This window comes from Providencia sp. PROV130 (assembly GCF_028482225.1).
Lineage (GTDB): Bacteria > Pseudomonadota > Gammaproteobacteria > Enterobacterales > Enterobacteriaceae > Providencia > Providencia rettgeri.
The window spans coordinates 196,433-212,357 of sequence record NZ_JAMPQC010000016.1 but is presented as its reverse complement, the minus strand read 5'-3'; the positions used below and the strand labels follow the sequence as shown (position 1 = coordinate 212,357).

12 protein-coding genes are annotated in these 15,925 nt (G+C 39.3%); 5 read left to right on the top strand and 7 right to left on the bottom strand.

The features are described 5' to 3' along the window. Positions 1-104: 104 nt before the first annotated feature. Positions 105-2,138, top strand: coding sequence for a M13 family metallopeptidase (locus PSF28_RS11980; protein WP_272685103.1), 2,034 nt, complete (start codon positions 105-107; stop codon positions 2,136-2,138). A 377-nt stretch (positions 2,139-2,515) separates the two neighbouring features. On the opposite strand, the gene sodC is transcribed toward PSF28_RS11980, so the two are convergent. Continuing rightward, a complete protein-coding gene (sodC, locus tag PSF28_RS11975; RefSeq protein WP_210838668.1) occupies positions 2,516-3,040 on the bottom strand; it encodes a superoxide dismutase family protein in 525 nt (174 codons plus the stop codon). A gap of 318 nt (positions 3,041-3,358) precedes the next feature. Next, entirely contained in the window at positions 3,359-5,965 is a 2,607-nt protein-coding gene (topA, locus tag PSF28_RS11970) for a type I DNA topoisomerase (RefSeq protein WP_004911045.1), read from the bottom strand. A gap of 290 nt (positions 5,966-6,255) precedes the next feature. Between topA and PSF28_RS11965 the strand changes: the two genes are divergently transcribed. After that, complete coding sequence (locus PSF28_RS11965; RefSeq protein WP_094960535.1) at positions 6,256-6,513, top strand: DUF2498 family protein; 258 nt, start codon at positions 6,256-6,258, stop codon at positions 6,511-6,513. A 96-nt stretch (positions 6,514-6,609) separates the two neighbouring features. On the opposite strand, the gene sohB is transcribed toward PSF28_RS11965, so the two are convergent. Continuing rightward, the gene (sohB, locus tag PSF28_RS11960; RefSeq protein WP_004911048.1) at positions 6,610-7,656 is read right to left on the bottom strand and encodes a protease SohB; all 1,047 of its coding nucleotides are present in this window, start codon (positions 7,654-7,656) and stop codon (positions 6,610-6,612) included. Positions 7,657-7,833: 177 nt separating this feature from the next. On the opposite strand from sohB, the gene PSF28_RS11955 reads away from it, so the two are divergent. The 3 genes from PSF28_RS11955 (at position 7,834) to PSF28_RS11945 (ending at position 11,885) form a co-directional block, all read left to right on the top strand. Then, on the top strand, positions 7,834-8,598 hold the full coding sequence (locus PSF28_RS11955; RefSeq protein WP_210838670.1) for a YciK family oxidoreductase: 765 nt from the start codon (positions 7,834-7,836) through the stop codon (positions 8,596-8,598). 5 nt (positions 8,599-8,603) lie between these two features. Beyond that, positions 8,604-9,194 carry a cob(I)yrinic acid a,c-diamide adenosyltransferase gene (gene cobO / locus PSF28_RS11950; RefSeq protein WP_210838672.1) on the top strand — a complete coding sequence of 197 codons (591 nt, stop codon included), beginning with the start codon at positions 8,604-8,606 and terminating at the stop codon, positions 9,192-9,194. A gap of 543 nt (positions 9,195-9,737) precedes the next feature. Beyond that, entirely contained in the window at positions 9,738-11,885 is a 2,148-nt protein-coding gene (locus tag PSF28_RS11945; protein ID WP_272685102.1) for a two-partner secretion domain-containing protein, read from the top strand. A gap of 68 nt (positions 11,886-11,953) precedes the next feature. Here the strand turns inward: PSF28_RS11945 and aphA are convergent, their stop codons facing one another. From aphA to rnm, 4 genes are all read right to left on the bottom strand, one after another. Continuing rightward, on the bottom strand, positions 11,954-12,667 hold the full coding sequence (gene aphA, locus PSF28_RS11940; protein ID WP_004911059.1) for an acid phosphatase AphA: 714 nt from the start codon (positions 12,665-12,667) through the stop codon (positions 11,954-11,956). A gap of 367 nt (positions 12,668-13,034) precedes the next feature. Further along, positions 13,035-13,952, bottom strand: a complete 918-nt coding sequence (gene rluB, locus PSF28_RS11935; RefSeq protein ID WP_210839740.1) for a 23S rRNA pseudouridine(2605) synthase RluB — start codon at positions 13,950-13,952, stop codon at positions 13,035-13,037. Between the two features lie 202 nt (positions 13,953-14,154). Next, a complete protein-coding gene (locus tag PSF28_RS11930; RefSeq protein ID WP_004911068.1) occupies positions 14,155-14,775 on the bottom strand; it encodes an L-threonylcarbamoyladenylate synthase in 621 nt (206 codons plus the stop codon). Positions 14,776-14,925: 150 nt separating this feature from the next. After that, complete coding sequence (gene rnm, locus PSF28_RS11925) at positions 14,926-15,822, bottom strand: RNase RNM (protein ID WP_210839742.1); 897 nt, start codon at positions 15,820-15,822, stop codon at positions 14,926-14,928. Between the last annotated feature and the right edge of the window lie 103 nt (positions 15,823-15,925).

The window sequence follows — 15,925 nt, the reverse complement described above, 5'->3', positions numbered from 1 at the left end:
TCATTATGTGGTTCAATAAGTAAAATGAATCTTGCAGGATCATCACTGTAAAATTTAACGTATTAGAGTGAATATCATAATTCTCAACGAAGAGAGGTGGTTACATGCGTTTAAATGTTTTGGCTTTAATTATTGGTATGTCGACGATTTCATTTGCCCCTATGCTATTGGCGAAAGAAGTTACTTATGGACAACAAAAAATTATTTTGTCTGATACAATTGAACCCGGAAATGATTTTTACCGTTATGTTAATGAAGATTGGATAAATAAAGCGCAAATCCCCACTGGTATGCCACGTATTAACTCTTTTGTTGAGTTATACTTAAACACAGAGAAACACATTCAATCGATTATTGACCAACTACAACAGATCCCTGCAAACAAGCTCACGCATAACCAACGAAATATTCGAAATTTATATCTCAGCTACCTGAATGAAAAAGCTATCGAGCAAGCGGGTATTAGCCCAATAAAATCCGATTTAGATGCCATTGCAAAAGCTAAAAACCATCATGATATTAGCCAACTAATGACTCAGCCCGACTATAAGTCACTAATTTCTTATTGGGTAGATTTAGATGCCAAAGCACCTGATACCTATGTGCTTTATATCGGTCAAGGTGGTTTAGGGCTACCGAACCGTACTTATTACCTCGATAACACCCCACAAATGGAAGATATTCGAAAAAGTTATATCGCTTATATCGCTACCATGCTAGAACTGGCGGGTGAAAAAGATGTACAACCAAAAGCACAGAAAATTTTTGATTTGGAAAAAGCGATTGCGACGGTGCATTGGAGTCCAGAAGCACGCCGTGACACTATCAAAAATTACCATGCAATGTCCCTAGCTGAAATGAAAAATTATACTCAAGGTTTTGATTGGACTAGTTTTATTACCAGTCGTAAACTAACAGATAAACAACTTGAGAAAATCATCGTTGAAACAGATAGCGCAGTGGAACAAACCGCAAAAATTTTTGCTGATACCCCGGTTTCGACACTAAAAGATTACCTAACCTTCCAATATATTAGTGAACACGCACGTTATTTAAACCAAACTATCGCGGATGCTCAATTTGATTTTTATTCGAAAAAACTCAATGGAATTGAAAAGCAACGCACTCGCCAAGAACGTGCATTGCAGACAGTTAATTCACTCCAAGGTGAGCCATTAGGGCAAATTTATGTCGAACAATACTTCGACCCGCAAGCTAAAGAAAAAATTAAAGACTTGGTCAGTTATGTGAGAGGCACATTTAATTCACGCCTAAAAATCAATGACTGGATGGATGAGCCAACTCGCCAAGAAGCCCTTAAAAAATTAGAGCAATTCACTGTTAAAGTGGGATATCCAGATCAATGGAATGACTTCAGCACAATTAACCTCAAGCCTGACTCATTATTAGAGAATTATAAACAAGTTTTAGCCTGGTCATATGATGATATGATTGGCAAAATTGGCCAACCTGTCCGTCAATGGGAATGGGGCATGACGCCACAAACAGTCAATGCTTATTTCAACCCTGTTCAAAACGAAATTGTGTTCCCAGCGGCAATTTTACAAGCACCTTTCTTTGATCCTAATGTTGACCCAGCCTATAACTATGGTGCAATTGGCGCTGTAATTGGCCACGAAATGGGACATGGCTTTGATGACCAAGGTAGTTTATACGATGGTACGGGGCAATTACGTAACTGGTGGAGTGAGAGTGCGAAAACTCACTTTAAAGAGAAAACAGCCAAGCTTGTCGAGCAGTATAACGCATTTGCTGTTGATAGTTTAAATGTGAATGGTGAGCTTACATTAGGTGAAAACATTGGTGATCTCGGTGGGTTAAATATCGCCTTGAGTGCTTATAAACAATTTGCCAAAGAAAATTATCCAAATGGTGAGCCCCCAATTATTGACGGAACAACTGGGTTACAACGTTTCTTCATTGCTTGGGCTCGTACTTGGCAAGAACTGTCAAATAAAGAATCTGAGCGGAATAAGATTATGACAGACCCTCATAGCCCTAACCAATTCCGTGCTAATGGCGTGGTACGCAATATTGATGACTGGTACCAAACATTTGGTGTTGATAAAAATAACGCACTGTATTTGGCGCCGGAGCAACGTATTCGTATTTGGTAGTTTACCAATGAAAAAAGAAGGCTCGAGGTTTAACTTGAGCCTTCTTTTTATGACTAGCAAAATTAAATTGTTTTCAAATCAATCCAATACGCTAAATAGTTCACGTTATAGCTAGGCAGCAAGCGGCGCTAAGCCCTAGGAGCATACATCAGTATGTAACTAAAATCAGTAAGCTCAAATAACAATTCTGTTGTTTAAATCACTTTCTAATTAATGCAATACTGTCGTTTAAATTACTTTATAATCAGTACAATACGCTAAATAGTTCAAGTTGTGGCTAGGCAGCAAGCGGCGCTAAGCCCTAGGAGCATACATAAGTATGTGACTAGGGTTAGCAAGCGCAGCTAACAACGTCACAGCTTGAAATATGACGCGTATTATTTGATGACGCCGCAGGCCATTCTAGCCCCACCACCGCCTAACGCTTCTGGATTATCAGAATAGTTATCACCACCCACATGCACCATTAATGCGCGGTCTTGAACATCTTTTAGTGATTTTAATCGTGGTGCTAGTACCGCATAATCAGCGTTACCTTGGCTATCAGCAACTAGGCCGGGTAAATCACCTAAATGCCCTGTGTTATCATAAGGGCCTTTGTGGACACCTGTTTTAGCGGGGTCTAAATGGCCACCGGCTTTTAATGCAGGTACCGATTTGCCATCTTTCTCTGCGGGTTCGCAACTTGGGTTCTCATGAACATGAAACCCATGAATGCCTGCTTGTAGGCCCGTTAATTTTGGCGTAAATAGTAATCCATATTCTGTTTCTGAGATAACAACCTCACCTATTGCTTTACCATCACCTGTTGGGGTTGCTTCTTTTAATACAACAGTAGATTGAGCAGCATATGCTGTCCCCACTGTCAATAATGCAGCCAGTAAACACATTTTTAACTTCATTTTGCCTCCGGTGGATAACTTTTATCTATCATTCCATCGACTTACCTAAAGACCTTAACAAGGTAAGAACTATTACTATCTATTGATAATTACAATGACTCTATCTTAAGTTAACACAAATTAGTTATCACTTTGGTGCTACATTTAAGTTTAGTTAAAAATTGGCGGCTATATCACAGTGAGCGATAAGAAATAAAGGAAATGACAGTATAACAGCGGGTTATTCACCGATAGGCATTGATATGAAATTGACAAGTTAATAAAAAAGCCAATCAAATTAAATGATTGGCTTTTTTGCTTGAAAATAAAAGAGAACTATTATTTCTCTTTCACTTCCCATTTACCATCAACGTAGAACGCACTCCAACCCGTCGCTTTACCATTTTTTTCTGAAGAAACATATTGCTGCTTCGTTTTACGACTAAAACGGACGACAGTTGGATTACCTTCGCCATCTTCAGCTGGTGCTTCAGCCAAATAAGCCAGTTTTTCAGGTAAACGGTCTTTAAAGCGCTGTAATTCTGCAACTAATGGTGCACGCGTTTCTCGTGATTTTGGGAATGTATTTGCCGCAAGGAAAACCCCAGCAGCTCCATCACGTAACACAAAATACGCATCAGATTTTTCACATGGAAGTTCCGGTAATGGAACCGGGTCTTCTTTCGGTGGTGCGACTTCACCACTTCGTAAGATTTTACGCGTATTTTTACACTCTTCGTTAGTACAACCCATGTACTTACCAAAACGCCCCATTTTAAGGTGCATTTCTGATCCACACTTGTCACATTCAATGACTGGGCCGTCATAACCCTTAATACGAAATTCGCCTTCTTCGATTTCATAACCTTCGCATGCAGGGTTATTACCACATACATGTAATTTACGGCCATTATCAATCAAATAGCTGTCCATCGCGGTGCCACATTTTGGACAACGACGTTTTGCTCTTAACGCATTAGTTTCCGCATCATCCCCTTCAAGCACATTCAAGACTTCGTCTTCAGGGATAAGGTTTATTGTTTTCTTACAACGTTCTTTTGGTGGTAGTGCGTAACCAGAACAACCTAAAAATACCCCGGTTGATGCGGTACGGATCCCCATATGGCGTTCACAATCAGGGCAAATGATTGAGGTGATCACCATTGGGTTAGTGCGCATTCCCCCTTCCTCTGGTTCTTTTTCAGCAACATCTAGTTGCTTACTAAAGTCAGAGAAGAATTCATCTAATACGGCTTTCCACTCAGCATCATGGTTTGCAACATGGTCCAGTTGGTCTTCCATACGCGCAGTAAAATCGTAGTTCATCAGGTCGTTAAAGTTTTCCTCTAAACGATCCGTGACAATTTCACCCATTTTCTCTGCATAGAAACGACGATTTTCAACTTTGACATAACCTCTGTCTTGGATCGTCGAAATAATCGCTGCATACGTCGAAGGGCGACCAATACCACGTTTTTCGAGTTCTTTAACTAAAGATGCTTCACTAAAACGAGCTGGTGGCTTCGTAAAGTGCTGGCTAGGTAATAGCTCAATTAAAGATAACTCAGCACCAACTTGTATTGGTGGCAATGTTTTATCTTCATCATTTTTACGCAGTGCAGGCATGACTTTCGTCCAACCATCAAAACGTAACGTACGCCCTTTGGCTTTTAGTTCAAAATCCCCTGCTTTGACTGTCAAGGTTGTTGAATCATATTTAGCTGGCGTCATTTGACAGGCCACAAACTGATTCCAAATTAATTGATACAACCTTTTCGCATCGTTCTCCATGTCTTTTAATGATTCAGGTAAAACATCGACACTAGAAGGACGAATGGCTTCGTGCGCCTCTTGCGAATTATCTTTACTGCTATAAACATTCGCATCTTTTGGCAGGTATTTAGCGCCAAAATTATCATTAATGTAGCCACGAACCATATCCAATGCATCTTGGCTCAAGTTTGTTGAGTCAGTACGCATATAGGTGATATACCCTGCTTCATAAAGACGCTGAGCCATCATCATGGTTTTTTTCACGCCAAAACCTAAGCGGGTACTGGCAGCTTGTTGCAACGTTGACGTGATATACGGTGCGCTCGGCTTACTTGATGTCGGCCTATCTTCACGATCAACAACTGCAAAACGGGCTTTTTCAAGCAGCTTAACTGCTGCCTCTGTTTGCGCTTTATTGACTGGCTTAAATGCCTTACCACCCTGTGAAGTGACTTCCATACGCAAGTTAGCGATATCTTTATCGGCTAAATCGGCATGCAGTTCCCAATATTCTTCAGGGACGAAAGCTTTAATTTCTCGCTCACGTTCAACAATGAGTTTCACTGCAACTGACTGAACACGACCAGCCGATAAGCCACGAGCGACTTTTTTCCACAGCAGCGGAGAAACCATATAACCCACAACTCGGTCCATAAAACGACGCGCTTGTTGTGCGTTAACTCTATCTATGTTTAATTCCCCAGGGCTATCAAATGCCTGAGTGATCGCATTTTTGGTGATCTCATTAAATACAACACGACTAAAACGAGAATCGTCTCCACCAATCACTTCGCGTAAATGCCACGCAATAGCTTCCCCTTCGCGGTCCAAGTCCGTTGCGAGGTAGATGTGTTCGGCATCCTCCGCCAGTGATTTAAGTTCAGAAACCACTTTTTCTTTACCCGGTAGAATTTGATAATTCGCTTTCCAACCATGGTAAGGGTCGATCCCCATGCGCTTAACTAACGCATCACGCGGATCTTTTTTTACTTTCTTTGTTTTGTCGGTAGATGAGCCTGTACTCTTTTGTGAGCCGGTTTGTGAACCAGAGCCGCTTTTCGGCAGATCACGAATGTGGCCAACGCTGCTTTTTACAACGTAGCCACTGCCAAGATACTTATTAATCGTTTTGGCCTTTGCCGGGGACTCCACTATAACAAGAGCTTTACCCATATTTACCTTTACCTAAATATCAACAATGGCGCATTTCTACATTAAAATGCGCAAAATGAGAATCTCTTTTTTATATTGCGACACAATCACAATATATCAATATATTTTTAAACAATTATTTGTGTTGAAACAAAACTTATAAACTCAATCACGTTATTCTAGAAAGCACAAAGTGTCTTCTAGTTGACTGATTTTAACCACATAAAGATGTTTAGTCACAATTGAAAACCACACACTCTACCTGATAAAATGCTAGAAGCAACCAATTATTTTTTCAAGGAAGCCAAATTATGCAAGACAATTTACCGTTCATCACAAAAAAAGAGTTACTTGAAAAAGCTAATGATATCATAAAGAAACATGATGATTATATTCATGGTATGTTTGTTGACACCGTTGAGCAGCATCGGGGTACATTGGTATTTAAAGGGGAGTTCTTCTTAGATGAGAACAATATCCCTACTTTAAAAAGTACAGCTGCTTTTAATATGTACAAACACCTCGCTCATGTACTGTCAGAACAATACCAATTAAGTGATAATAACTAATTAACACGTATGCTTTTTGTATAAAATTTACCGGCTTTAACGCCGGTAAATTAATAGTAGATTTAAAAACGCTTATTCGCTAGGCGAAATTCAAAATTACAAAAGTGGCTTTTGTCCGCGTTGCCACCAGCGCAATAATAAGTTATCCACGCTCTTTGCCGCGCTTCCCATAAACTTATCCATCATTTTTTTACTTAACACATAACGAATACTAACTATTTCTTTGGTATCAATCGCATTAATAATAAAATCGTCACTTACACCAATATTATCCACTAGCCCTTTATCAAGTGCCTGTGAGCCATACCAATACTCCCCTGTCGCAACTGCGTCAATATCTAAAGATGGGCGATTTTGATGAACAAATTGTTTAAACAATTCATGTGTTGAATTTAAATCTTCAACAAATTTCTTGCGGCCTTGTTCCGTGTTTTCACCTAACATGGTCAATGTACGCTTGTATTCACCTGCGGTATGAAGTTCAACATCAACATCATGCTTTTTTAATAACCGATGAATATTCGGAATTTGAGCAACCACACCAATCGAACCAATAATGGCAAATGGTGCAGCAATAATTTTATCTGCAATGCATGCCATCATGTATCCGCCACTCGCTGCAACTTTATCAACCGCAATGGTAAGTGGGATATTTTTTTCTTTGATTCTTAATAATTGTGAAGCTGCTAAACCGTAACCATGAACCATTCCTCCAGGGCTTTCAAGTCTTAGCAAAACTTCATCTTGTTGGTCGGCAACAGCAAGAATTGCACTGATCTCTTCACGTAAAGAGGCAACTTCACGGGCATCCATGCTACCTTTAAAGTCTAAGACATATAAACAAGGTTTTTTAACCCCTGTTTGGCCTAATTTCGCCCCTGTTTTCTCACTTTTTGATTTAGCTTTTTGCTGCTTTTTAAATGCTTTCAACCACGCTTTATGTTCTGGTTCATTCATTTTAATTTGTTGCATTTGGCGTTGGCGCTCACGATAACTTTCACCTAAATCTGTGATTTTTAAAGCACCTTTAGCCCCTTGCCGGCGCATACCTACGCCAAACACAAAGACAGCTAGCAAAACCACCGCCACCAAAATAGTAACGACTTTTGCTAAAAATAGCCCATACAATGAGAAATACTCCACAATCTGATCCTTTTGATGTTTATCTTCAATACAAAAATAATCTCACGATTACGTGCAAACAACCAGAAAAAAACAGAGTTAGCACACAAACTTCGTTAATAACTATGTTAGATTAGCCAATTATCACAATCAGTGCGATGATAACCGTACATGCTAATCACAATAGTAGGAAAGAATATGCTCCAATATCAACCTAGACAAGACCTATTAAAAGGTAAAACGATTCTCATAACCGGTGCCGGTGATGGCATTGGCCGTGAAGCCGCTCTCACTTACGCGCGCTATGGTGCATCCCTTATCCTTGTTGGTAGAACACAGCATAAATTACAATCAGTTAGTGATGAAATAGCCACTTTAGGTGGAAATAATTCACCTTGCTTTATATTAGACTTATTAACTGCAACTATTGATGACTGTCATACGCTTGCCACACAAATCGCCGCCATAACTCCTTATTTAGATGGCGTATTACACAATGCAGGAATACTTGGTGTCGTTGCCCCTATCTCTGAGCAACCCAGCGACCTATGGCATGATGTCATGCAAGTCAATGTCAATGCCACGTTTATGCTAACTCAAGCTTTACTTCCTCTATTACTCAAAGCACCTAATGCCTCGTTAATTTTTACCAGTTCAAGCGTAGGTAAACAAGGTCGCGCCGGTTGGGGTGCCTATTCTGTCTCCAAATTTGCGACTGAAGGTTTAATGCAAGTGCTAGCCGAAGAATATAAGCAGAGCAATCTTCGGGTAAATTGTATTAACCCAGGCGGCACTCGAACCTCAATGCGAGCAAGTGCATTTCCTGATGAAAATCCGCTTAAATTGAAAACCCCTACTGATATCATGCCTATATATATCTATTTGATGGGTGATGATAGCCTGCGTAAAACGGGGAGTAGTTATGATGCACAACCCGGACGTAAACCTGGTGCTGCGGAGTAAAAACGATGTCTCAAAGTCGACACGAAGAACGTCAACAGCGTCTAAAAGAAAAGGTAGATGCGCGTATTGAAGCTGCACAAATTGAACGAGGGATCGTTATTGTCTTTACTGGAAATGGGAAAGGCAAAACCACAGCTGCATTTGGAACTGTCTGCCGTACAGTAGGTCATGGTAAGAAAGCCGCTGTTGTTCAATTTATTAAAGGAGGTTGGGATAATGGAGAGCGCGAACTACTTGAACCACAAGGCGTTCCCTTCTATGTTATGTCAACAGGCTTCACGTGGGAAACACAAAATAAAGAGACCGATACCCTTGCTTGTATGGAAACTTGGCAGTACGCCAAACAATTATTAAGTGACCCACAGTACGATTTAGTCATTTTAGATGAGCTCACTTATATGGTGAGTTATCATTACCTCGAATTAGCAGAGGTGGTTCAAGCATTACAAAGCCGTCCTGCCAATCAGTCTGTCGTGATCACAGGTAGAGGTTGCCACCGAGATTTGATCGAATTAGCTGATACGGTAACAGAAATGCGCCCAGTGAAACATGCATTTGATGTTGGAATTAAAGCTCAAAAAGGGATTGATTGGTAATTAACCACTAAGAAAGTGCAATAATACGATTTTTTCAATTATTGCACTTTTAATCTATTTTTATCTAACTACTCCATCAGTCAATCTATAAAAAAGTCATTTATTCTTATTCGTTTATCACACCAATTTAGTGTGAGTTTAAAAATAAAAAATATTTCAGATAATATAAATTACTTTTAATAACTTCAGCACATCAAATATCACAATTAATTTATAGCAATAAAAATAAAACATAAAAATAATTAATACTATTCGTTGTTATTCATCTTTTCCATTAAACTGAATACGTATAGCTACGTCAGTAGACCCCCCTTGTTAGACCAAAAGCATAGAAACACAACTCATTAATAAAAAAGAGATTATTTTAAAATAACTGATATTAATCCGATTTTAATCAGTTTTGGTTATTTATCAACTAATAACGATATATTTATCCATGTTAACATTATTAATTTTATTTAATTTTCTATTTAAGCATAATTAAATAGCAATAATGGATTGTTAGTTATTTTAGATTCTTCTATTTTATTTAAAGGGATATATATGAAAAATGCTTTAAATACTCATTTAAATTTTACCACATTAAAATTTAATCCACTCTTTTTATGTGTTTCAATAATCGTTGGTACAACTACCGTTGCTCAAGCTGCAATTACGCCAACCGATGGTGCAGGCGTATTGAATCAAAGTAATGGCCCTACTGTCGTTTATATTAATAAACCAAGCCAAGCCGGTGTTTCCCATAATACCTATAGTCAATTCGATGTTGACCAAAAAGGTGTGATATTAAATAACAGCGCAGGCAATTCTAATACAGTCATTGGTGGTAAAATTGGTGGAAACACTAACGTTGCTGGCGGGCGAGCAAAAATTATTTTAAATGAAATAAACTCAAATACGGCAACAACCTTAAATGGCATGGTTGAAGTCGCAGGTGGTAAAGCGCAAGTCATCGTTGCTAACGCTTCGGGTATTACATGTAACAACTGTGGTTTTATCAATACCAGCCGCACAACGTTAACGACGGGTAAAGTAGAGTTAGCCAATGATGGTTCTATTGCTAACTATAATGTGCAGCAAGGTAAAATTGCCGTCAATGGAAGATTAGATTCAAATTCGCCAACAGATTTAATTGCCCGTTCTATTGCCATCAATGGCGTTGTTGAAGCTCAGCGTCTCAATGTGGTAGCTGGAAACAATCATGTCAATTCGGCAGGGAATGTGACGGGCACTGCCACTGCAATCGGCACAAAACCTATTGTCGGGATTGATGTTTCTTCAATTGGCGGTATGTATGCCAATAAAATTTCATTAATTACCACTGAAACAGGTGTTGGCGTAAGTAATTTAGGGGATATTGGCACACATAATGGCGCTATTTCTATTGATACAGCAGGAACAGTGAACAATACCAATGGCAATATGAATGCAGCTGGTGACATTAAGATTAATGCTGCGGGTATTACGAATAATGGTCGTATTGCAGGTAATAAACAGGTCAATATCACAGTTGCAGGTACTGGGGCGATTAATAATGATAATGGGATTATCACCTCTTATAACAATGATATTAACTTAACCACGTTAGGAACACTGAGTAACAACCGAGGTTCAATTGTTGCCCAACAGAATGTCAGTACACTCTCTGATTCCTTTATAAATGATAATGGTATAGTTCAATCTACTAAAGGTGACATAGATGTTCATTCTATGAATACAATTTATAACCGAGACAATCTCGCTAACCCAAATGACCCAGGAAAAGGGTTCAATGCCGGACGTGATTTAACTATCAATGCCGTTCGTGTTGTGAATGAAAATTCCAATATCACTGCGGGACGAGATAGCAAGATCAGCGCGCAATCTAGTATTGAAAATACATCCAATAGCAAAATCATTGCACAACGCCATACAGATATCAGTACGATGTACTTGACGCAATCTAATTCTGAAATAAATGCCGCTAATGGCCGTATGGATTTGGATGCATCAGTATCACTCACCAATGCGGGATCATCCACCATTCATAGTGGCCGCGTGATGAATATCAACACAAACCAACTCATTAACTCCGGTGCGATTATTTCAAATAACGGTAAATCCGTCATTAATACGAATTCAATGAACAACCGTTCTGGTTATATCAAAGGGAAAAATCTTACAATCAAAGCCCATAATATTGATAACCAATCAGGCTTAATTAATGCAGAAAATAGTCTTGAGATTGAAACCAGTCATTTGAACAACAATTACAGTAGTGATTTTAAACTCGTTAATACCAAATTTGGGCTAACGGACCAAAATGGCGGCCTACAAACCAATAATGGTACGATTAAAGTTAAAGGAGATACTCTGAGTAACTTGTATGGTTCAATTACTGCTAATGTAGATAATAATGTCGCTGCACGTAACGATATTGATATTAAGCTCAAAGCGACACTCAATAATAATTATGGACAAATTACCACTGTTAATAACCAAAGACTTGATGTCGGCACATTAGAAAACTACGCAGGAAAAGTGACTGCTGGGAAAAACCTAACTATTGATTCCAAAAATCTAGTTAATAATCAATATGGGGCTTTACGTTCGACTAATACCACTAAGATCACCAGCCCTATCGTCACTAATGGAACAACAGGAAGCATCTCAGGTAATCGTGTGATTATTGATGCTGTTGTAACTAACTAAATTAGTTTACGTTCAAAAAAGGCGGTCATTTTTAAATGACTGCCTTTTTATTATGGCTCATTACAGAATTAATATTCTGAATTAATCACCACCTCTTCACCAAAACGCCCTGCCTTTGGTAATGGTTGATAAGATGAATTAGCTGCACGTAAAATACGGACACCACGAATACCTAACTCATGGGCTGCCGCGATATCTGCATCAGCATCACCATAATAGATGGTTAATTTGTGATCGCGCATCCAACTCACTTTATTATTTTGCCCTGGTTCATCGCCTGCAAAAATGACAGGTTGCATTTTATCTGCAGGTATTGCTAAACCTTCTTGAACGTATTTAGTCACCGTTTCTGTTTTTGTTTTCGTACGGCCTGTGATGAAATAGACAGTATCACCGCGATCTAAGTGCATTTTGACTAAATCAATACCCACTTGTTTTGGCATACTGAATTTGTCCCACTCATTATTCATTTTTTCCCAAAATTGTTGATTTTTTAGGTAGCTAAAATCGTTAGGTGAGAACTCTAGTTTGCCACGGTAAAAACCTGGACTCGAAAATAACACCGTATCATCGATATCAAACCCAACAGCCATTGGCGCTTTGCCTTCTAGGCTTTGTTTAATTTGTTCGATGGAAACCCAATGAATAGGCTGTTGTTGAGCAAGTTCAACAACGGTAACCCCAGGGCTTACGGTTTCTGGCATTGGAATTTTTGCTTGAGACGTTGCTGTAAAACTTAATGCCAATGCAATCGCACTCAAAGTCAGTGTTATTTTTTTCATGTTTGTCCTTATTCAGGTTTATCCACTTAAACCATTCTTTATTTATCTGGATAAACTGGGTAAGTAATAGGTTTATCTGTAAATTTGTCTTTATTATCAGTAGCAACCCAATATTTTGTGAGATACATCCCACAAGAAGGGTCATACTAAGACTTTTAATTACATTAAAATGAGATGGATATCTCATAAATATCATCTCTTACTGATAGCTTTCATAATAATGTGAACTAGAACATTAATTTTCTTATTATTAACAAGGTTATATTCAATAAAATCATTACGTTGATATATGAGAATCACTTCCATACATCAAAAAAAGCTGAGGGTGGAGCCTCAGCTTTTTTACTATTCGAGAATTGCAATTAATCTAGATGCGAGTACGACGTTTCGCCGTTGGTCTTGAAGATTGACGTTTTGATGCAGGACGTGATGCAACTTGCGTATGGCGTTTTACCGCACGGCGAATTTGGTTTGCTTTAATACGACGTTGGTCACGCTCAACGGCAACTTTGCTTTCAGTTTCTACTGGTAATTCCACCAGCTCACGGAGATAATTGGTTTGTTCTAAACCCAATTCCGTCCATCCTCCACGTGGTAAACCTTTTGGTAAATCAATATCACCATAACGCACACGGATTAAACGGCTTACTTGAACACCAACCGATTCCCAAAGGCGGCGGACCTCGCGGTTACGCCCTTCAGTTAAAGTGACGTTAAACCATTGATTCATCCCTTCTCCGCCACGGTAAGAAACCGTTTTAAAAGAAGCTGGACCATCTTCCAACTGTACGCCTTGTGTTAATTGACGAATTTTTGCTTCATTGATTTCACCAAACACACGTACAGCATATTCACGCTCAACTTCACGGCTTGGGTGCATTAAACGATTAGCTAGCTCACCATCAGTCGTAAATAACAATAAACCGCTGGTGTTAACATCTAAGCGGCCAACAGCAATCCATCGCGCTCCCGTTAAACGTGGTAAACGGTTAAAAACAGTTGGGCGCCCTTCTGGATCATGGCGTGTACATAATTCACCTTCTGGCTTGTAATAAGCCATTACACGGCAAATTTCCTTTTCAGGTTCTTTGGTAGCTAATAAACGACCATCTAAACGAATTTTTGTTGCAGGTGTGACTTCAACACGGTCTCCGAGTGTCGCAATTTTACCATCAACACTAATACGACCCGCTTGCAGGAATGTTTCGATTTCTCGACGAGAACCATGCCCTGAACGAGCAAGGATTTTCTGTAATTTTTCAGTTTTTTGCGGTTTTACGCTCATGTAACCCTCTGTTGTCGCCTTCACAGGCGTCAAATATCTTTTTGGCGCGTCATCTTGTTGCCGTACCAAAAAGTAATGAATTTGAAAACCCGCGCATTATACACAGGTTTGTCCTGAACCCCTATAACTTATCTGAATATCGCACTTTCAATACAATTTTATTTAATTCAGTGCTAAATCTTAGGCTTTTAGGTATTTGCATTTATTCAAAAGGCGTTGGGTCCCCTGTTCCGACACGTGCCACAACAGGTGTATCATCAGTAAAGTCAATCACAGTTGTTGGTTTTTGCCCGATATAACCACCGTGTATGACTAAATCGACTTGTTTATCAAGTAAGTCGCGAATTTCTTCAGGATCTGATTGAGTGAAATCATCACCAGGCATAATCAAACTCGTTGACATCAAAGGTTCACCAACAGCTTCGAGTAAATCTCGAGCAATCGGGTTTGATGGCACACGTAAGCCAATGGTTTTACGTTTTTCATTCATTAAACGCCGTGGAACTTCTTTCGTTGCCCGTAAAATAAAGGTGTAATTACCTGGCGTATTGTTTTTTATTAAACGGAAAACGGTGTTATCAACATGCGCGTAATTCGATAGCTCAGAGAGATCTCGACACATTAAAGTGAAATTATGGTTAGCATCAAGCTGACGGATACGACAAATACGTTGCAAAGCATCTTTTTCTTCTAAACGACATCCAATGGCGTACCCTGAATCCGTAGGGTAAACAATGACACCGCCTTTATTTAGAATTTCAACACTCTGGCTAATCAGCCTTGCTTGAGGATTATCCGGATGGACATAAAAAAACTGGCTCATACATACCTCTAATTTTTGGGTATCGACAGCATCACCCGGCAAAAATACCTATAAATGCTACTATCTCTTAATTCCATGAGATGACCTACTCAGAAATAAATCATCACTTATAATAATTATTTTACACCGCATTATTAATACATCAATTAATTAGCTGCTTTTTACCGCATTCCAAAGCGTCCAGACTGCATTATCATCATTAGGTAACCATAAATTTCGGCCAAGCTCTATCCAAGAACATGGCCGATGAAAATCTGAACCCACCGATGTATGTAAATTTGCATTATTGGCTAATTCGGCTAAATACTGCTTTTCATGTGGCGGCTGCTGGCAATGAGAAACTTCCATGGCATCACCTTCACACTGTTTAAAATACGCAACCAACCGTTTTAACCATTTATTGGATAATTGATATTTCGCAGGATGAGCTAATACCGCAATACCACCGGCCGCATGGATTGCGTCGATAGAATCTTTAATTGAGCACCACTTCGCAGGAACGTATCCTATTTTTCCTTTTGATAAATAACGCTTAAATACGTTATTAATGGTTTTTTCTTTACCTATTTTCACAATATACTGTGCAAAATGAGCCCGCGTTACCTGCCCACCACCAGAAATATGTTGCGCATTTTCCCATGCGTCATCAATCCCCGATTTTTGTAATCGCCTGCCCATCTCAATACCACGCTCGAAGCGACGTTCAGATTGTGCTTTCAACAATTGAGCCATAGCGGGGTGTGAAGGCGAAAAATTTAACCCCACAATATGTATTTCAATGTTTTCCCACAGTGTCGAAATTTCAACACCATTGACTAACTCAATTGGCCTTTCATTTTCAGTAAGATAGCGACGAGCCTCAAATACACCTTCACAGGTATCGTGATCGGTGATCGCTATAATATTAACCCCTTTTTCAATCGCACGTTCGATTAACTCTGCTGGAGTAAGATCACCATCCGAAGCATTCGTATGGCTATGTAAGTCGTAGCGAGTCACTAATGGCGGCGAGGCAGTCGACAAATTGATATCTTCTCTAATTTCCATGTACAACTATATTTCCTAATAAAGTAACAAAGTTCTTGACATAAACAACGCGATCCAGTTAACTAGTACGCAAGATAGCTAAGGCTAAAAATCATCAGTTTAT